Source organism: Streptomyces sp. NPDC046122, assembly GCF_056429965.1.
In genome coordinates this window covers 177,400-196,042 of record NZ_JBWKLQ010000004.1, presented here as the reverse complement: position 1 = coordinate 196,042, position 18,643 = coordinate 177,400, and the positions used below count along the sequence as shown (strand labels likewise).

The window sequence follows — 18,643 nt, the reverse complement described above, 5'->3', positions numbered from 1 at the left end:
GTCAGAACGCCGGGCGGCCCAGGATCACCCGCAGGTCCGCGGCGTTCGCCTCGGTCACCTTCCACAGCTCCTGCTGGCGGCCGTGCACGTCGGCCACCGACGCCGCGTGGTCGTCCAGCAGCCCCAGCGCGCGCTCGGTGAGCACCGCTCCGAGGTCCTTGTCGTGGACGGAGATGCCCCACTCGGGCCGGTCGATGTCCGACAGGAAGTACGCCATCTTCGGGTGCGAGATCAGGCTGATGACCGGCGTGCCGCAGCCGAACGGGATCATCCCCGCGTGGCCCCGCATCCCGATCACCAGCCTGGTCCGGGCGTAGGTGTCCCTGATCGCGTCGTTGCCGAAGTCGTACATGGGGATCACCGGCAGCGAGACGCCGTGTTCGCGCCGCAGGTCGAACGCGATCTTCTCGTCGTCGAGCGAGTGCGCCACGCACTTCACCTCGGCGTGGGCGCCGAGCGCCCGCACGGCCTTCGCCATCTCGGCGAGGAAGTGGCCGTAGTCGTGGCCGAAGCGCAGACCCGCCCTGTCGTACGCCGCGTTGACCAGGACGGTGTTCTCGCGGTGCTCGGGGTCCGTCCAGCCGTCCACCAGCTGCCGGGTGACGGTCGTCGGGCAGGGCTGGTAGCGCACCTTGTCGTGCAGCTCGGCGGGGAGCAGCGCCCGGACCTTCTCGATCGAGCCGTGGTTGCGGAGCCCGAAGAAGGAGGAGCGCTCGACGAGGGTGCGCAGGGCGGTGTTGAAGCGCCCGGCCCGGTAGGACTGGCCGTCGAAGGCGTTGAACCCGACCGCGTACACCACGACGGGTACCTCGACGCGGTTCAGCAGCGCGTCGGGGACGTTCCACTGCCAGGCGCTGTTGCCGTTGGGAGCGGTGTCCGGGATGAACAGTCCGCCGCCGCCGACGACCAGGCCGCGCCGGGCGTTGACGCGTTCCAGGGCCGCCTCGTCGAAGAGGCGGTGCGCGTGGACGGAGAGCCACCCGCGCGGGCCGGGGGCGGAGTCCGGGTCGACAGCCAGCCGCACGGTCTCCGGGAGCAGCTTGTCGCCCGCGTTGCCCTGCCGCTCCATGTAGAAGGCGACGTGGGCGAGCTGCTCGCCGGCCACGCCCTCCGGTGCGGCCTGCGGGTTCTCGGTGCGCAGGCGCATCAGCCGGCTCGCGCGGTGCGTCGGGTCGACCCGCAGCCCGTCGAGCGCGTACTGCCGCGCCGCCTCGTCGTCGCCGTGGATCCAGGCGATCTGCGCGAGCCGGCCGAAGGCCGTGGCGGCCCGGTTCGGGGCGGCGGTGGCCAGCAGCAGCTGCGCGCGGGCCTCGTCGTAGCGGGAGACGCTCATCAGGGCGTGGCCCAGCACCTCGTGCGGCCAGGCCGAGTCCAGCGGGATGTGCACGCTTTCCAGCACGTCCACCGCCTCCTGGTACTCCCCCGCCGCGATGTGGGCCGCGGCGACCCTGCGGGCACTCTCCACGTCGCCGGTGCGCCGGACGTGCGGGGTGCCGAAGTGCACGAGCAGGTCGTGGTGCGCGCCCTTGGCCTGCGCCATGAAGGCGGCGTGGAACTGCGCGTCCGACAGCTCGAACTCCCGCCAGCGCTCCTCCGCCTGTCCGTAACCCGCCTCGCCGCCCTGCCAGGGCTTGTGCCGCCCGGTGAAGTGCAGGATCGCGGTGCCGTCCGGCACGGGAAGGTCGCCGGACAGCCGCCGCTTGACGAAGTTGTAGCGGGCGTCGAGCTGGACGAAGTCCCCGTCGAGCACGGCGTTCAGAACGCCCTGGTCGTGCTTGTCGAGCTCGTACGAGCCGCTGCGGCCGGTGGCGTCGAGGCGCGCGCAGAACTCGTCGCTGAGGTACTCGCGCTGGATGACGAGCAGACCGCTGTTGAGCTTGTGCTGTCCGTAGAAGAACTGCGGCACGGCCGCCAGCCCCTCGCGCAGCTTCAGCAGCTCGCCCAGGTCCCCGAGGACCACCATGTCGGTGTCCAGGGTGATGACGGTGTCGTAGTCGCGGATGCGGAAGACATCGAGGATGAAGTAGGCCTTGCGCACCAGGTAGTTGTCCTGGTCGCCCTTGGCGTAGGCGTCGTAGCGGGCGGCGTCCACGCGGCGGAGCTCGACGCGCGGGTGCAGCGCCCGGATGCGGGCGACGGAGGAGGGCTTCAGATCGTCGTGCAGCACGATGAAGTCCTCGCACAGGCCCGGGTTCGACAGAGCGAGGCTGCGCAGCAGCGCGAGGAAGCCGGGCAGGTAGTTCTCGTCGACGAAACTGGCGAAGGCGATGCGGCGCTTGCCGGTGAGCGCGTTGGCGCGGGCGGGACCGGTGGCCGGGGCAGTGGATGTCATCGCAGGGATATCCTCATGTCACTGACGCTCTGGGCGCGTTCCATGACCCACGCCTTTTCGCTGGTGTATTCGTGCACGGACGTGATGGGCATCCGCATCGCCTCCTGGAGGCGGTACGCGCCGCTCTCGTAGAAGTCGAAGCCGATGAGGTCGAGCGTCGGGCTGACGTCGAGGAAGTCCAGCAGCCACAGCATGTTGAACCCGCTGGTGGGGATGGACGGCCACACCTCCGCGCCGACCCTGCCGACATTGCGCAGCGGCCAGCGCAGCGACTCGTCGCCGAGGTACTTCTGGGCCCCGGGCACCAGGCGGTTGCGCAGCGAGTGCTTCCAGTCGCCGGACACCCCGCCGAAGACGAGCCGGGTCGTCACCGGCCGCTCCCAGTTGAAGCCGTGCTTGTGGATGGTGACGTGGATGTCGGTGCGGCTGCCGGTCGCGGGCGCGTCGATCGTGTACGAGTTGAAGCGGACGACGAGGTCGTACGCGTCGATCTCGGGCCCCAGGGAACCACTGCCGACCCGTTGGCTGTTGGCGATCAGGCAGATGGATTTGCCCGCGATCTGGTTGCGGAACTCCCCCAGGCTGATCCAGTCGACGCCGCCGAAGGTGGGGTCGGGGACCGGCCCCCGCATGCGGTTGCGGCGCTGTTCGGCGTAGAGCGTGATCAGTTCGCGCAGCCCGGCGGCCCGGCCGCCGTTCGCCCCGATCCGCAGGTCGAGGTACTGGCTCACCGCCGCCTGGACGTCCCCCACCGGGCTGTGGTCGCGCTCCATCGCGAGCAGCGCGCCGACCAGGCGCGGTTCGGCCTGCTCCACGCTGCCGCGCGCGTGCAGCGCGAGCCCCTCGGCCCAGACGTCGGTGGCCGGTCCGGCGGAGTACGCCGCCGCCTCCGGGCACTCGCGCTCCAGCAGCCGCAGCAGTTCGTCCTGACGGCGGCCTCCCTCGCGCAGTCCGGCGATCCTGGGGGCCACCCCGAAGCCGTCGTCGTCCGTGAGGGCCAGGTAGCGCTCGTACGCCTCGATGGTGGCGGCCTCGTCGCCGAGGGCCTCCAGCGCCCGGGCCCGCAGCCGCCAGCCGGCGCGCGAGTTCCTGCGCAGGGTGAGCACGGTGTCGCTGATGAGCAGGGCCAGCCGCAGCTCGTCGTCGTATCCGCACTCCAGCGCCTTGCCGCCGACGGCCAGCAACGCGTCGAGCAGCTCACCGCTCAGCTCGTCGGCGGAGCCGGCGGGGGCCTTGGCGGCGCGCCGGAGCAGGGCCGTGGCGCCGGAGGCGGCCGGCGCCGGCGCGGGGGCCTGCGCCATCGCCCGGGTGGCGAGCACCTGCCGTAGTTTCTCGGCGAGTTCGGCGCGCCTGCGGTCGAGCCCCGCGACGAGCTTGCCGCTGTGCACGGCGCAGGCGCGCAGGCACGCGTCGAGCCCGGTCGGGTTGATCCCCTTGTTTCCCTCGGTCCCGGCAGGCGGCACGTTCGACGGCGCCTGGCCGTCCGGCGCGCCGGTGGGGTTCTCGCCGTCGCGCGGTCTCGGCCATCGGTTGCGGGCCTTCGTCATGATGCTCCAAGGTCATTCCGCCCCGCTGACAGATCGCGGGTCCGCGTCACCCTAGGAACCGCTGCCTACCGGGGGGTGAACTCCCCTTGTCGGCGAGGGAAATAGTCGGGCGCCGGGCGGACGGCCGCCGGGGGCCCGTCAGAACCCGGGCCGCCCCGTGTGCGCGGGCAGCGGGCGCAGAGCGTGCCAGCGCTCCGTCAGCCGTGACGCGAGCGCGTCGCTCAGGCGCCCCAGGGCGTGCAGCCGGTCGTGGTCGCGGGCCAGTGATGCGACCACGGTGAGCCGGTAGAGAAGCCGCTCCCGGGCGGAGGCGGGGCCCCAGCGGAAGTCCTCGGCGGCGACCCGGGCGAGATGGTCCACGGACCCGCGGCGGGCGCGTTCGACGAGGGCGTCGCCGGTGATGAGCCAGCCGGCGCAGGCGTCGGCGAGGTCACCGGGCACGTCGGCCCCGGTGAGACCGCGCCAGGTGGCGCGGTAGACGTCCTCCGCCTCCGCCGGCGCGGGGCCGGTGACCGACATGGCGCACCAGCAGGTCGGGAAGCCGATCCGGACATAGGCGAGCTCGACGAGGCCGTTGCCGAGCGAGGCGTGCTCGAAGTCGACGAACCGGACGCCGGTGGCGGTGCGCAGGTCGTTGCCCGGGCACGGGTCGCCGTGCAGCAGGGCGTGGTGGGGTGCGGGGTCGAGCCGGCCGAGGAGACCGGCGAGCTCGTCCTCGACGCCCGGGGGAAGGGGCACGCCGAGGGTGCGCGCGAGCTTCAGGAAGGCGTCGGCGTCGGCGCCGGTCGGCCCCGACCAGGCGGGCAGCGTGCCGGCGTCGGCCGGTCCGGTCAGCGCGTGCAGCCGGGCGAGCGACTCGGCGTACGCCGGCAGCCAGTCGTCGCCGGGCCCCAGGTCGTCCAGGTGCTCCAGGACCAGCACGCGGGCCGCCGGGTCCGCCCCGAGCAGCGCGGGCGCCACGCCGGGGGCGCCGGCCCGGGCGGCGAGCCGCAGGGCCGCCGCCTCGCGCGCGTACCGCCCGTCGGCGGCGACCCCGCCGCCGTTCCCCTCGACGGCCTGCTTGACGATCACGCGCCCGCCGCCGCGCACTTCCACCCGCCACACCCGTGAGCGCGGGCTGCTGTCCAGCAGGGCGGCGCGCTCGGGCGTGCCGACCAGCGAACGCAGCGTGTCACTGAGCGGCACGGTGTCGGTCATGCCGGCCAGCGTAGGGACGCCGGCCGGTCGTCGCCACGGGATAAGCGGTCCGCGCCACGGCGTGGACCGGCTTCGACGTACCGCGACGCTGCGCCGGCGTCCGCGCGGGCGTGCTCAGACGCTGCTGACCGACAGCTTCGCCGCGAAGCCCAGGAACAGGACGCCCGCCGCCGAGGTCGCGCCCGCCGACAGGCGCCTGCGGCGGCGGAAGGCGGCGGCCAGGCGGGTGCCGCCGAAGATCAGGGCGGAGAGGTAGAGCACGCTCGCGAGCTGGGCGAGGGCGCCGAGCAGGACGAAGGAGAGGGCGGGGTGGGCGTACGCCGGGTCGACGAACTGTACGAAGAACGAGATGAAGAACAGGATCGCCTTCGGGTTGAGCAGGCTGATCACCAGAGCGCGGCGGTACGGGCGCTCGGCGGCCGGAGCGGCGTCGGCGGCGGGCGCGCCCTGCTCGGTGCGCTCCTCCCGGGTGCGCCACAGCGACCAGGCCGCGCGCATCATGCCGATCGCCAGCCAGGTCAGATAGCCGGCGCCGGCGTACTTCACGATGCCGAACAGCAACGCGTTCGCCTGGAGCAGCGACGCCACACCGGCCGCGGACAGCACCATGAGCACCGCGTCGCCGCACCAGACGCCCGCGGCGGCCCGGTAGCCCGTGCGTATGCCTCGGCGCGCCGCGACGGACAGGACGTAGAGGGAGTTCGGTCCCGGCAGAAGAATGATCAGTACGAGCCCGACGAGGTAGGTCGGCAGATCGGTTACACCCAGCATGGGCGGAGTGTCGCATGCCCGTACGGCACTCCGCCTTTGTGTTTCATCCGGCAGGCGGCGGGACCGCCGACGGGGCCCCGCCGCCGGTCTCGTCCGGGGGGTCTCATCAGCCGGTCTCAGAAGGCGTCCGCCGGCCTCAGAAGGCGTTCGTCGGGACGTACGTCCCCCACACCTCGCGCAGCGCGTCGCAGACCTCGCCGACCGTCGCACGGGCCCGCAGCGCGTCCTTCATCGGGTAGAGGACGTTGTCGGTGCCCTCCGCCGCCTTCTTCAGCTCCACCAGCGCCGCGTCCACCACCGCCTGGTCGCGCTCGGCCCGCAGCTTCGCGAGGCGGTCGGCCTGTTGGGCCTCGATGGCGGGGTCGACGCGCAGCGGCTCGTACGGCTCCTCCGTCTCCAGCTGGAAGCGGTTGACGCCGACCACCACGCGCTCGCCGCTGTCCGTCTCCAGTGCGATGCGGTAGGCGCTGCGCTCGATCTCGTTCTTCTGGAAGCCGCGCTCGATCGCGTTGACCGCGCCGCCCATGTCCTCGACCTTCTCCATCAGTTCGAGAGCGGCGGCCTCGACCTCGTCGGTCATCTTCTCGACGACGTACGAGCCGGCGAAGGGGTCGACGGTGGCGGTGACGTCGGTCTCGTACGCGAGGACCTGCTGGGTGCGCAGGGCCAGGCGGGCGGACTTGTCGGTGGGGAGCGCGATGGCCTCGTCGAAGGAGTTGGTGTGCAGGGACTGCGTTCCGCCGAGGACGGCCGCCAGGCCCTGGACGGCCACGCGCACCAGGTTGACCTCGGGCTGCTGGGCGGTGAGCTGCACACCGGCGGTCTGGGTGTGGAAGCGCAGCATCAGCGACTTGGGGTTGTTCGCGCCGAACTCCTCACGCATGACCCTGGCCCAGATCCGGCGCGCGGCACGGAACTTGGCGACCTCTTCGAGGATCGTGGTGCGCGAGACGAAGAAGAACGAGAGCCGGGGCGCGAAGTCGTCCACGTCCATCCCGGCCGCCACGGCCGTGCGCACGTACTCGATCCCGTCGGCCAGCGTGAACGCGATCTCCTGCGCGGGCGACGCCCCGGCCTCCGCCATGTGGTAGCCGGAGATCGAGATCGTGTTCCACTTCGGGATCTCGGCCTTGCAGTACTTGAAGATGTCCGCGATCAGACGCAGCGACGGCTTCGGCGGGAAGATGTACGTCCCCCGCGCGATGTACTCCTTCAGCACGTCGTTCTGGATCGTGCCCGTCAGCTGGTCCGCCGGCACGCCCTGCTCCTCGCCCACCAGCTGGTACATCAGCAGGAGGAGCGCGGCGGGGGCGTTGATCGTCATGGACGTCGAGACCTTGTCCAGCGGGATGCCGCCGAAGAGCACCCGCATGTCGTCGATCGAGTCGATCGCGACGCCGACCTTGCCGACCTCGCCGCTCGCGATCGCCGCGTCGCTGTCGTGGCCCATCTGGGTCGGCAGGTCGAAGGCGACCGACAGGCCCATCGTGCCGTTGGCGATCAGCTGCTTGTAGCGGGCGTTCGACTCGGTGGCCGTGCCGAAGCCGGCGTACTGCCGCATGGTCCACGGCCGTCCGGTGTACATCGACGGGTAGACGCCGCGCGTGAAGGGGTACGAGCCGGGCTCGCCCAGCTTCTCACGGGGGTCCCAGCCCTCCAGGGCGTCCGGCCCGTACACCGGCTCAATAGGCAGTCCCGACTCCGACTCGCGCGCCATCTGCTGTGCCTCCCGCTGAACGTACTGGCTGGTAATGAACCGACCCTCGCGACGGACTGTAGCGGCGGGCGTGCGGCCGGTGGAGAGCCGCAGGCTGGGACCTTGCTCACAACGTCGCTCCTCCCATCATGCGGGCGCGTTCGCGACCGGCGGGGGCTTTCGCGACCGGCGGGGGCTTTCGCGACCGGGTGCAGCGGGAATCATCCCCGGGACGGCCGAGACACGGGGGCGGGGATGGACGTGAGGCAGCGCGGGAGCGGGCCGGGGCGGGCAGCGGTGGCGGTGGCGGCCGTGGTGGCCCTGGCCGCCGTCACGGCGGGCTGCCGGGCACAGGCGACGGAGGCCGGGCCCGGCGCCGCCGGGCGGGCGGCGGGGGCCCCGACGCGGGGTCCCGCCCACGCTCCCCCGGCGACGGCGTACGAGCCGCCGATGACCGGCGGGACGAAGGCGCCCGCCGAGCCGCCCACGGCGCCGAGGTCCGCACCGCCCGCCCCCAGGACCCTCATGGGGAGCGGGTCCGAAGGCGCCCGGGTACGGGAACTCCAGGCCAGGCTCCGCCAGATCGGCCACTTCACGCGCACGCCGACCGGCCACTACGGCTCCGTCACCGCCGCCGCCGTCTCGTCCTTCCAGTTCAAGCGGGGACTGCCCCGCACGGGCACGACCGACACCGTCACCTGGAGCAGACTCCTCGGGATGACCCGCGAGCCGGCGCGCGCCGAGCTGTACCCGGCGACCGCCCGTCCGGTGGCGAAGCCCGACCCGCGCTGCCTGACGGGCCGGGTCCTGTGCATCAGCAAGACCAGCCGCACGCTGTCCTGGATGATCGACGGGCGGGTCGTCTCGGCGATGGACGTGCGGTTCGGATCGCAGTACACGCCCACCCGCGAAGGGGTCTTCACCGTGTACTGGAAGTCCCGGCACCACGTGTCGACGCTGTACGACAGCCCCATGCCGTACGCCCTGTTCTTCAGCGGTGGGCAGGCCGTCCACTACTCGTCGGACTTCGCGGCACGCGGCTACAGCGGCGCGTCGCACGGCTGCGTCAACGTCCGGGACGAGGGGAGGATCGCGAGCCTGTTCGCGCAGGTGCGCGACGGCGACAAGGTCGTCATCCACTGGTAGGCGGCGACCAGCAGGAGAAGAAGAGTGGCGCGGGCGGGACCGGGGGAACGTGTCCCGCCCGCGCCTGTTGCGCGGAGCCGAAGGTACGGGGGGAACCCCGGCTCGTCGCGCTGCCGATGACCAGTCGGCTCACTCTCTACTGCGTCACCCACTCCAAAAACGTCACACCTGCGCGAGCGAAGATGAGAAAGCCCAGCTCAGCGGGGTTCAGCCGACGTGCATCAGGGCCGTGGCCGAGGCGACCGGCCCGGTGGCCGCCGAGGGCGACACGGTGTACGAGACGGCCGGTACACGCCGCTGCGCCCCGCCGGTGGCGTTCTCCCGCCCGCCGGTCGCCCCACCGTCGCCGGTCCGGCCTCTCCCACCGTCGTCGTAGCGGCCGTCTCCGTCACGGCCGCCGTTCTTGCCGCCGTCGGCGGAGCCGTCGTCCGCGCCGTCACGGTCGTCGGGGCCGTCCAGCAGGCGGTCGCAGAAGCGCTCCACCCGGTCGGCGCCCTTGGCGGCCTCTTCCAGGCGCCGCTCGTTATCGGGGGCGAGGCTGCCGGAGCGGTGGTCCCGGCACGCCTGGACGGTCTTGCGGTACCAGTCGTCGGAGCCCGGCACCGGGCCGTCCTCGCCCGTTCCCGGGGTGCCGGCGCCGGGCCGGCCGGGGGACGTGGGCGACACGGCGGTGTCCGGCCCGGCCGAGGGCTCGTGCGTACCGTCCGTTCCGCCGTCCCCGCTGTCGGGCTTCCCGTGCGCGTCGCCGGTGCCGTCCGGGGTCGGGCCGCCTGTGCCGCCGGGCCCGGGGGCGGTGGTGCCGGGGGCGGGCGGGGGCGGTGTCGCGGCGGCGGACACGGTGGACGCGGGGGCGGGGCCGCCGTCCCGGCCGAACGGGCTGGGCAGCACGCCGGTGCCCGCCGCCACCGCGACGCCGCCGAGCGCGACGCCCGCGAGGGCGCCCGCCAGGCCGATGCGCACGGGACGCGCCCAGCGCACGGGTACGGGCGCCGGGCGGCCGATGCGCACCGTGGAGAAATTCTCGGGAGAAGCGGCCCGGACCTTGCGGAAGGCGGCGAGCGCGGCCGCCTCGCCGGGGAGTTCGCCCGGCTCGTGGCCGCCGGCCCGGGCCACGCCGTCCAGGGCGGCGGCGAGGCGCTCGGCCTGGGCGCGCGCGTGATCACCGACAGGCCCGACGGGTTCTCCGCGCAGCAGGCGCTCCGCCGCGTCCTTGTCGAGCCACTCGTACCGCTCGTCGGCCATCACATGTCCTTCTGCGTCCGCACGCGCCAATGCGTCACACCGGCGGACGTGACCCGGGCCGCCCGGGGACCTCGCTGCGGCGGTACCGCGCCGAGCTCCGGCCGCCCCGCAACCGTACCGCCGGCGCCTTCCTCCCTCTCGCGGCTGTCGTCTGCACCACCCGCGCCGCTGCCGTCGCCGCCCTCGCCGCGAGCACCGGGGTCCGGCGCGTTCAGCAGCTCGGCCAGGCGCTTGAGGCCCCGGTGGGCGGCGGTCCGTACGGCGCCGGGGCGCTTGCCCAGGGTCTGGGCCGCGCTCTTCGCGTCGAGCCCGACGACGACGCGCAGGACGACCGCCTCGGCCTGGTCCTGCGGGAGCTGGGCGATGAGCGCGAGGGTGTCGCCGGTGGCGAGGGCCTCCATCGCCTCGCCGGCGGTGTCGGAGACGCCGGGCTTCGCGGCGAGTTCCGTCTCGTCGGCGCCGACGACGGGCCGCCGGCCGCGCATTCGGATGTGGTCGAGGGCGCGGTTGCGCGCTATGCGCGCCGCCCAGCCCCGGAACCGGTCGGCGTCCCCGCTGAACCGGTCGAGGTCGCGGGCTATCTGGAGCCAGGACTCGGAGGCGACGTCCTCGGCATCCGGGTCGCCGACCAGCGTTCGTATGTAGCCCAACAGCCGTGGGTGCACGGCGCGGTACACAGTACGGAAGGCGCTTTCGTCCCCGTCCTGTGCCGCGAGCACCGCGGCGGTCAGCTCCGCGTCGTCCCCCAGCACTCCCTCAACCTGTCCCGAGTCGCAGCTGGTCACCACTGCCGCGCAGCCCAGCGCGAGTCTGCACGCTACGGCGTCGGAAGGGGTCGCGTCCACGTCTTGTACAACGCGCAACCGTTCACTGACACAGAGCGGTGTGACAGAAAACGCATGCCCGGCGCTGAGAGTAGTACGGGCCGCCGCACGGTCCGCGGACGACGACCGGGGCCTCTCCTGTGGGGGGTGGCGGCCCCGGTCGTCCTTCCGCGGCCGGCGGCGGCCCCACCTCGTCCCCTCGTACGGAGATTCACGCCGCAGGAGACATCCGCCGTACGGGACGCCCCTTCCCCGCGTCCCGGCGGCCGTCGTCAGCGCGGGCCGGAACCGCTTCCGGCCTTGTCGCGGGTGCCGTCCCGGTGGCCGTCGCCGCCGCTGCCGCCCCGGTCGTTCTCCTCGCCGGCCGGTCGGCCGTCCTCCCCCGCTTCTCCCTCGCCCGCGGGCCCGTCGGGCCGTGCGGTCGTCCCGCCGGCCGGCTCCCCCGGCGGCTTCGGCGCCCCGGGGGCCGTGTCCGGCTTCGGGGCCTTCGCGCCTGCGGAGGCTCCGGTGTCCTGCGGCTGGTTCGTGGCGCCCTCGCGGCCGGCCCCCGGCCGCCTCTCCCCGGCCGCCAGCAGACCCTCGCAGTACGACTCGAGCGTCAGGCCCGCGTCGGCGGCGGCCGCCGTGAGCCGCTCGGTCGCCGCACCCCGGCCGGAGAGCGAGCGCCCCCGCGGCACGAGGTACGCGACGCAGTGCGCCACCTCGTCCCGCGCCCGCGCCGCGAGCGCCGCCCCGGAGGGGGTGGCGCCGGCCGAAGGGATCCGCGCCGCGTCCCGTTCCGCCGCACCGTCCCCGTGCCCCGCACCCGCCGTCGCCGGCGCACCGCCGTGCGGGGCGGTCGCCACCGGACCCGGGCTGCGGGAGTCGCCCCCGCCGATCCCGAACGGCGCCGGGAGCACCCCCGCGCCGGCGGCCAGCGCCGCTCCGCCCAGCGTCACCGTCACCGCCAGCGAGGCGAACGCCGCCCGCACCGGGAGGGCTCCGCGCCGCCGCCGTGCCGGCCGCCAGTCGTCGCGCCCGCGCGCTCCCCACCGGCGGCGTCCGGGCGAGGCGTGCAGGCCCGAGTCGCGTGCCTCCCGGTACGCGGCGAGCGCCGCCCGCGCACCGGCAGCGGCGTCCGCGCCGCCGGACCCTGGCGCCGACCGGCGTACGGCGGCCAGCAACGCCTCGGCCTCGGGAGTGGCCGGCTCCTCGCCCACCGCTTCGGGGTCCCGCGCATCGGCGGCGGCCCCGCGTCGGATCCGCGACCGTGCCTGCGCCAGTGCTCGTTCCGATGCCCGTCTCATGTCTCATCTCCCAGCGTGCGCGGCGCCGCAGACGTCACAGCGCCCGCCTCGTCGCCCGCCAGTTGCTCGGCCAGCCGTTTGAGCCCCCGGTATGCCGACGTCCGTACGGACCCGCTCCGCTTGCCCAGCACCCTGGCCGCCGCCGGTCCGTCCAGCCCCACGACCACACGCAGCAGCACCGCCTCCGCCTGTTCGCGCGGCAGCCCGGCGATCATCTCCAGCGCCTGCCCGGTCGACAGCGCCTCGATCGCGTCGTCGGCGGTGTCCTGCCTGCCGGGCAGCTCCAGCACGTCCTGCTCCATCAGCGACGTACGGGGTCTTCGCTTCTGCTTGCGCAGGTGGTCGAGCGCGCGGTGCCGGGCGATCGTCGCCGTCCAGCCGCGGAACCCCGCCCCGTCGCCGCGGAACCGCCCGAGGTCCCGGGCGATCTCCAGCCATGCCTCGGACGCCACGTCCTCGGCGTCTTCCCCCACGAGCCCCCGCACGTATCCGAGCAGCCCCGGATGCACGATCCGGTACGCCGCGGCGAAGCCTTGCTCGTCCCCCTGCTGGGCCCGCTCGACGGCAGCGCCCAGTTCCGCGTCGCACACCTGCGTACGACGCCGTTCCCCACCCCTGACCACACGTCCCTCTTCGTGCCGACCCGGCACTGGTCACCGTGCCCATGCCCCCTGGGAGACACCGGCCCCCCCTTGCTCTGCGCCCGGGGGCGGAGAAACGTCACAGGCTCGCCACCGTCCGGAGTCAGCCGCCCATCTGCGCCTTGATGTGGCCGATCACCTCGTTGAACTCCTCGGTGGGCGAGAAGTCGACGTACTCGCAGTCCTCGAGGGCCTCCGGCACGTGGCCGGGCGCCCAGTAGAAGGCCTGTCCCGCCTCGTAGACCTGCTCGCCGTCCTCGGTGCGCATCCTCAGCCGCCCCTTGAGCAGGTATCCCCAGTGCGGGCACTGGCAGAGGTCGCCGGGCAGGCCCTTGGCCAGCGGGCCCATGTCCGTGCCCTTGGGGAAGCGGGCGAAGGCGACGCTCATGTCGCCCCCGATCTCCCGCACGCGCAGCTCCACTCCGCCGCCTTCGATCGCGACAGGTGCGTCGTTCCGGGTCGTCGCCTGCATGTCTCCTCCACGGCGGACCGTTTGCGAGGCCGAAATCTCCGCCTCGTCCCAGTCTGTTCCCGAGCGCGCTGCCGTGCGACACGGAGCGTCTTCGGTGATGCGCGCCGCACGCCGATCCCCCGGCGTGACGTCTGAGCGGCGGGGCCCTCTTGCCGGGGGCGGCCGTTCAGCCGCTGCTGCGGGCCCGGCGGGAAGCCGCGGCCCGCAGGACGCGCTTGCCCTCGTTCGAGAGCTGGAGGGCGTGGTTCAGGCCGCCGCCCGAGACCTCCGAGAGCATGTCGAGCAGCTGGCACTGGCGGCGCAGTTCGCCGGCCGTGAGCGGGCTGATCCCGTCGGTCTCGCCGTTGCGGTACGCCTTCACCCGCTCCTCGTGGCCGCCGGGCGCCGCCCCGTCGAGCCGCAGGTGGACCTCCAGCACGGCCGCCGAGCAGTCCTCGGCCCAGGCGCGCAGCGCGGGCCCGTCGAAGGCGGAGGGGACCGCGGCGGCCATGCGGATGGCGAAGCCGGCGAGTTCGCCGGGGGCCGCGCCCGCGACGCGCTCGACGACGGTGGCGACCCTGCGCAGCCGGCCGAGCCACGCGTCGCCGCCCTCCACCGCGACCCACAGCGGCCGGAGCGCCTCGTCCGTGTCGAGCCCGATGCGCTCGGCGCCCTCGACGTACTCCAGCAGCGGCAGGCAGCGGTCCAGGCAGGCCACCGCGCTCGCCGCCAGGGTCCGCTCGTCGGCACGGCCGATCAGTTCCACCAGGGTCACGGTGCCTCCCTCGGCACTGCTGGGCCCGCTCGGTGCGGGCCTTCTCCTTCCGACTGCGTACCGGGCGGCGATTACGTCACAGTGCGCTCATCGCCGCTCACAGCCCCAGGCGGTCCAGGAAGCGCGCGAAGAGTTCCTCGGCCACCGGATCGGCCTCTTCGCGCAGCACCTCGAGCAGCGCGCCGGAGGCCACCGTCCGCCCGGTGGCGGCCGCCCACTCCACCGCCTTCGCCGCGGCCCGCTCGGGCGGCAGGAACAGGTCCTCCAGGACCATCCCGTCGGCGCTCAGGTGCCGCGCCATGGCCTCACGCCCCAGGCAGCCGAACCAGGACCCGTCCGCCGTCCTGGAGGTGGCGGCCTCCACGACCACGCAGGCGCTGTCCATGACGAACGCGAACAGCGCCGGCGTCCCCGTCTCCCCGCACACCCCGCGGGCGAGCGCCCCCATGTCACCGACCTGCGGCTCACTGGGCCGCGCCCACACCTGCCACCCGTCGCCCCGCGTCTCGTGGAGCGACAGCCCCTCCCGTACGTCGGCGAGCGCCGCCAGCTCGGAGAGCGGCCGCGCGCTCCGGCCCACGACGAAGTAACCCCAGAAACCCATGCCCCGGTCCCCCCACGGTTCCCAACAGTGCTGTCATATTCTGCCCGCATCAAGTGCCTCTGCGGGACGCTCGGTTGAGGCGGCGGACCGGGCTTCGGCCTTCACGGCCTGCATGCGCGTCAGCGCGCGCACGAAGAGGATCGCGAGCACGGCGGCCGCGATGTCGAGGAGATCGGCGACGATCAGCTGGTCGACGGCGTCCCGGATCGCGGCCGGCTCCTCGGCCCCCGCGTAACGCCTCACGGCGAACCGGGTGAAGAGCGCCGAGACGACCCACAGCGTCCACCACGCCGTGAGGACGGCGTGCGGCTCCTCCTTGCGGGCGTCCAGGCCGTGGGGGTCCTGCCTGCTGGCCGCCCAGACGTCCACGGCGACCCCTCGCGGGAGCCAGAAGTTTCCGATCGGGACGAACCAGGAGCCGATCGCCCAGCCGCGCCCCTTGCGCTGGAGGTCGGGCGCGAAGACGTCGGCGTCCTCGCGAACGCCGTGCCGTCGCCGGGCCCGTCCGCGTCGCCGCCGTCCGCCGCCCCCGCGGTGTTCCAAGCGCCGGCCCCTCCCCAGAGGCGTGGCGGTGGTGCGGACGCCGGCCGGCGGCTGCAAGCGGAACATACGCCGCCGCCGGCCGGGCCGTCCATCACGTATCGCGGGCTCAGCCCGTGCGCTCGGCCAGTGCCTTGAAGCCCTCCCAGCTGAGGGCCGGGGCGCCCGTGTCCCACGTCTTCTCGGCCAGGGCGCGCATCGGGAGGTGGATGCCGCGTGCGACCTGCTCCTGCGTCTGCGCGTTCGCCAGGTCGCACCAGATCGCCAGGCGGCCGCCGAGGATCTGGTCCGCGTAGCGCGCGGGCACCGGGGTGGTGCCCCGCAGGACCTGCGGGGTCCAGGACTCGTAGATGCGGCGGCCCGTCGGGTAGGTGAAGGTGTTGGGCTCGCCCAGCACGTAGTACAGGAACTCGTCGTTGGCGTTGACCACCTTGCGGCCCTCGCTCAGGTACTCCTGCGGCTGCCGCGCGCCGATCTCCTTGCCGGTCCAGTACTCGACCTCGCGGTCCTGGTCGGCCTTGACGACGCCGCCGGCGTGCAGGCCGTCGTTCCATGCCTTGAGGGTCTTGCCGTGCTTGCGCAGCGCCGCGGCGCGGTCGTTCAGCCAGCCGGTGGCGAGGTCCTGGACCTTCGCGTTCGGGCCGTACTTGCGGACCGCCTCGCCGGCGAGACCCGGGTACGAGAGCTCCGGGTTCCGCTTGAGCAGGGCCGCGTACTCGTCGCCGCCGAGGTGCACGTACCTGCCGGGGAAGACGTCGGCGTACTCGCTCAGCAGGTCGTCCACGATCCGGGCCGACCTGGGGTTGGCGATGTCCACCGCGCCGGGCGTCGCCACACCCCGCGTGTCGCGCAGCTGGAGGTCCGGATGCGCGCGCATGACCGCGCCGAGGTGACCGGGCGAGTCGATCTCCGGAATGACGGTGATGTGACGGCTCTCGGCCAGCTTCACGATCCGCCGCACCTCGGCCTTGGTGAGGTGCTGCTCGGACACGATCTCGGGGTGGCTGTCCGACTCGATGCGGAAGCCCTGGTCGTCGGAGAAGTGCAGGCCGAGCTGGTTGAGCTTGAGGTCGCCCATCTCGCGGACGGTGTCCTCGATCCAGTCGGCGGTGAAGTGCTTGCGCGCGGTGTCGAGCATGACGCCGCGCTGCGGCTTCGCCGGCCTGTCCCGTACGACGCCCTCGGACAGGCGGCCCTCGGCGGCCAGCGCCTGCTTGACGGTGCGGGTCCCGTAGAAGACGCCGGCCTCGTCGGCACCGGTGACGCGGACGCGTCCGTCACGCACGGTGAGGGTGTACGACTCGGGCGCGCCACCGGGGGCGAGCGCCAGCTCGATGTCCCCGGCGCGGCCGGCCCCGGCGGCCGAGTAGCCGCGCTTCAGTTCCTGGGCCAGGAGCCTGCCCTCGTCACCGAGCGCGCCGCGGTCGCCCGGGGCCACGACGACCCGCGTGGAGCGCTGCGGCTGCCAGCCGGGGCCGGAGGCGGCGTCGTAGTCCCGCACGGAGGGGACGGCGCTGGGCGCCTTCGTCGGTCCTGGCTTCGCGGACGGCTTCTTCGGCGGTGCGGCCGGTGGCGTCGGGGGGACCGCTCGCTTCGGCTGCGCGGCCGGGGTGGCCGGGGACGCCGAGGGTTCGGACGGTTCGGACCGGGCGGACGGCTCCGCGTGCGTGACGGTGGCGACGAGCGGGACGGTCAGGACGACCGCGGCTATGGCCAGCGGCCCACGGAATTGCGACATCATTGGACGAACGATGCCCAACCAACCCCCCAATAGTCCACCAATCGGGCGGTATGTGTGGCCAACCTCTCCCGTTAGGGTGAGGTTCGCGCCACCGTCGGACGGTTGTCCCGGAGCATCGCTAGGGTTCCCCTCTCCGCCCACTCCATTCGTCTCGCCGGCCCCATTTCGAGGAGCTCCCGCTGTCCAGCGCATCGCCGGGACGTACGGCCTTACCCGCACAGAACCGCGGACCCGCCCCCGCCGGCCCACCGGAACCCGACCCCGCCGCCGCGGCCGGGCTCGACCGGTTCAACGCCGCGTCCGCCGACGCCGCCGAGGCCGCCCTGCTCACCTGCTGCGCCAGCCCGCGCTGGGGCCGCCGCGTCGCCGCGCACCGCCCGTACCCGGATCTCGGCGCGCTGCTGGCGGCGGCCGACGAGGCGTCGTACGACCTGTCGCACGAGGAGATCGCCGAGGCGCTGAGCGGCGAGTCCTCCGCCGGCCCGCGCGCGGGCGCGCCCGCCGTCGCGCACACCGCGCTGCGCGCCGCCCACGCGGCGTACGAGAGCAGCTTCGGCCACGCCTTCGTCATCTGCCTCGACGGCTTCCGGCCCGAGGAACGGCTCGACCAGGTGCTCGCCGGGATCAGATCCCGGCTGGGCAACGAGCCGGACGAGGAGCGGGCGGTCGCCGCCGACGAGCTGCGGGGACTCGCCCGGGGACGGCTCGCCCGTCTCGTTTCCGATCCACAGAAAGCGGACGTTTGTCTGACAAAAACGGATTCTCCAGGTCACGGCGGCTGCACGGACCGGCCCGATAGCCCGTCCGTGCCCGTTTGAGTGCCACTTTGATCACACGTGTGGACCCCGCGCGAGCGAACCGACAACTCGTCGCTACGATGGCCGGGGCCGGTGGACCGTACCCGGCCGGGCCAGACCGACAGAGAAGCCGGCATGGCCCTGATCCCCGCTCCCGGAGGGTTTTTCCGTGCCGGCTGGAACGCTGTATCGCGGCCGGGAAGGTATGTGGTCCTGGGTGGCTCATCGAGTCACCGGCGTCCTCATTTTCTTCTTCCTGTTCGTGCATGTCCTCGACACCGCTCTCGTCCGCGTCTCTCCCGAGGCGTACGACGATGTCGTGGCCACCTACAAGACCCCGCTCGTCGCACTGCTCGAGTACGGCCTTGTCGCCGCCATCCTCTTCCACGCGCTGAACGGTCTCCGTGTCATCGCCGTGGACTTCTGGACGAAGGGCACGCGGTACCAGAAGCAGATGCTCTGGGCCGTCATGGCCGTCTGGATCGTGCTGATGGCAGGCGCCCTGTACCCCGTGCTCGGCCACGCCGCACGCGAAGTCTTCGGGAGCTGACGCACATGTCCGAGACCACCACTTCCGCTGTCGGTCCCGTCGAGGGCGAAAGCCTCTACGACGTGGACAACCCGGCTCCGCTCATCGAGCCGCCCCGCAAGCGCACCAAGAAGACCCCCAGGTCGACGCGCACCAACTTCGAGCTGTACGGCTGGCTGTTCATGCGGCTGTCCGGCATCGTGCTGGTCGTCCTGGTCCTCGGCCACCTGCTGATCCAGCTCGTGCTGGACGGCGGCGTGTCCAAGATCGGCTTCGCCTTCGTGGCCGGCCGCTGGGCCTCGCCGTTCTGGCAGACCTGGGACCTCGTCATGCTGTGGCTGGCGATGCTGCACGGCGCCAACGGCCTGCGTACCGTCATCAACGACTACGCGGAGCGGCCCACCACCCGCTTCTGGCTGAAGAACCTGCTGTACACCGCCACGGTGTTCACCGTCCTTCTGGGCACGCTGGTGATCTTCACCTTCGACCCGAACATCCGCTAGGCCCGGGGCTGAGGTAATCCA

General features: G+C 73.3%; 18 protein-coding genes. 4 read left to right on the top strand and 14 right to left on the bottom strand.

The genetic code is table 11. From position 1 onward, the window contains the following. Position 1: 1 nt before the first annotated feature. From AC07FK_RS14005 to AC07FK_RS13985, 5 genes are all read right to left on the bottom strand, one after another. Positions 2-2,332: a glycosyltransferase gene (locus AC07FK_RS14005; protein ID WP_479105116.1), complete on the bottom strand. Its 2,331-nt coding sequence runs from the start codon at positions 2,330-2,332 to the stop codon at positions 2-4. Next, the gene (locus tag AC07FK_RS14000; RefSeq protein WP_479105115.1) at positions 2,329-3,879 is read right to left on the bottom strand and encodes a glycosyltransferase family 29 protein; all 1,551 of its coding nucleotides are present in this window, start codon (positions 3,877-3,879) and stop codon (positions 2,329-2,331) included. Before AC07FK_RS14000 ends, AC07FK_RS14005 begins: the two co-directional genes overlap by 4 nt. Before the next feature lie 138 nt (positions 3,880-4,017). Then, complete coding sequence (locus AC07FK_RS13995) at positions 4,018-5,076, bottom strand: aminoglycoside phosphotransferase family protein (protein WP_479105114.1); 1,059 nt, start codon at positions 5,074-5,076, stop codon at positions 4,018-4,020. 114 nt (positions 5,077-5,190) lie between these two features. Then, positions 5,191-5,847: a leucine efflux protein LeuE gene (gene leuE / locus AC07FK_RS13990; protein ID WP_479105113.1), complete on the bottom strand. Its 657-nt coding sequence runs from the start codon at positions 5,845-5,847 to the stop codon at positions 5,191-5,193. 136 nt (positions 5,848-5,983) lie between these two features. Continuing rightward, positions 5,984-7,564, bottom strand: a complete 1,581-nt coding sequence (locus tag AC07FK_RS13985; protein WP_479105112.1) for an acyl-CoA mutase large subunit family protein — start codon at positions 7,562-7,564, stop codon at positions 5,984-5,986. Positions 7,565-7,798: 234 nt separating this feature from the next. On the opposite strand from AC07FK_RS13985, the gene AC07FK_RS13980 reads away from it, so the two are divergent. After that, entirely contained in the window at positions 7,799-8,689 is an 891-nt protein-coding gene (locus AC07FK_RS13980; protein WP_479105111.1) for a L,D-transpeptidase family protein, read from the top strand. 207 nt (positions 8,690-8,896) lie between these two features. Here the strand turns inward: AC07FK_RS13980 and AC07FK_RS13975 are convergent, their stop codons facing one another. The 9 genes from AC07FK_RS13975 to AC07FK_RS13935 form a co-directional block, all read right to left on the bottom strand. Beyond that, positions 8,897-9,931: a hypothetical protein gene (locus tag AC07FK_RS13975; RefSeq protein ID WP_479105110.1), complete on the bottom strand. Its 1,035-nt coding sequence runs from the start codon at positions 9,929-9,931 to the stop codon at positions 8,897-8,899. Beyond that, on the bottom strand, positions 9,931-10,683 hold the full coding sequence (locus tag AC07FK_RS13970; RefSeq protein WP_479105109.1) for an RNA polymerase sigma factor: 753 nt from the start codon (positions 10,681-10,683) through the stop codon (positions 9,931-9,933). Before AC07FK_RS13970 ends, AC07FK_RS13975 begins: the two co-directional genes overlap by 1 nt. Before the next feature lie 344 nt (positions 10,684-11,027). Beyond that, on the bottom strand, positions 11,028-12,041 hold the full coding sequence (locus AC07FK_RS13965) for a hypothetical protein (RefSeq protein WP_479105108.1): 1,014 nt from the start codon (positions 12,039-12,041) through the stop codon (positions 11,028-11,030). Further along, positions 12,038-12,664 (bottom strand): RNA polymerase sigma factor, encoded by a 627-nt coding sequence (locus tag AC07FK_RS13960; protein ID WP_479105107.1) that lies wholly within the window; start codon positions 12,662-12,664, stop codon positions 12,038-12,040. Before AC07FK_RS13960 ends, AC07FK_RS13965 begins: the two co-directional genes overlap by 4 nt. A 121-nt stretch (positions 12,665-12,785) precedes the next feature. Continuing rightward, the gene (locus AC07FK_RS13955; RefSeq protein WP_479105106.1) at positions 12,786-13,154 is read right to left on the bottom strand and encodes a cupin domain-containing protein; all 369 of its coding nucleotides are present in this window, start codon (positions 13,152-13,154) and stop codon (positions 12,786-12,788) included. Between the two features lie 166 nt (positions 13,155-13,320). Further along, on the bottom strand, positions 13,321-13,908 hold the full coding sequence (locus tag AC07FK_RS13950; RefSeq protein ID WP_479105105.1) for a hypothetical protein: 588 nt from the start codon (positions 13,906-13,908) through the stop codon (positions 13,321-13,323). Positions 13,909-14,005: 97 nt separating this feature from the next. After that, positions 14,006-14,512 carry a hypothetical protein gene (locus AC07FK_RS13945; RefSeq protein ID WP_479105104.1) on the bottom strand — a complete coding sequence of 169 codons (507 nt, stop codon included), beginning with the start codon at positions 14,510-14,512 and terminating at the stop codon, positions 14,006-14,008. A 33-nt stretch (positions 14,513-14,545) separates the two neighbouring features. Continuing rightward, positions 14,546-15,055 (bottom strand): DUF4328 domain-containing protein, encoded by a 510-nt coding sequence (locus AC07FK_RS13940; protein WP_479105103.1) that lies wholly within the window; start codon positions 15,053-15,055, stop codon positions 14,546-14,548. 106 nt (positions 15,056-15,161) lie between these two features. Further along, on the bottom strand, positions 15,162-16,790 hold the full coding sequence (locus AC07FK_RS13935; RefSeq protein WP_479105457.1) for a beta-N-acetylhexosaminidase: 1,629 nt from the start codon (positions 16,788-16,790) through the stop codon (positions 15,162-15,164). A 182-nt stretch (positions 16,791-16,972) separates the two neighbouring features. Here AC07FK_RS13935 and AC07FK_RS13930 point away from each other — a divergent pair, with 182 nt between their 5' ends. The 3 genes from AC07FK_RS13930 to AC07FK_RS13920 all read left to right on the top strand — a co-directional run bounded on the left by AC07FK_RS13930 (position 16,973) and on the right by AC07FK_RS13920 (position 18,622). Then, positions 16,973-17,611: a 2-oxo-4-hydroxy-4-carboxy-5-ureidoimidazoline decarboxylase gene (locus tag AC07FK_RS13930; RefSeq protein ID WP_479105456.1), complete on the top strand. Its 639-nt coding sequence runs from the start codon at positions 16,973-16,975 to the stop codon at positions 17,609-17,611. Positions 17,612-17,759: 148 nt separating this feature from the next. Continuing rightward, positions 17,760-18,140, top strand: a complete 381-nt coding sequence (sdhC, locus tag AC07FK_RS13925; protein ID WP_453406478.1) for a succinate dehydrogenase, cytochrome b556 subunit — start codon at positions 17,760-17,762, stop codon at positions 18,138-18,140. A 5-nt stretch (positions 18,141-18,145) separates the two neighbouring features. After that, a complete protein-coding gene (locus AC07FK_RS13920) occupies positions 18,146-18,622 on the top strand; it encodes a succinate dehydrogenase hydrophobic membrane anchor subunit (RefSeq protein WP_479105102.1) in 477 nt (158 codons plus the stop codon). The last annotated feature ends 21 nt before the right edge of the window (positions 18,623-18,643 follow it).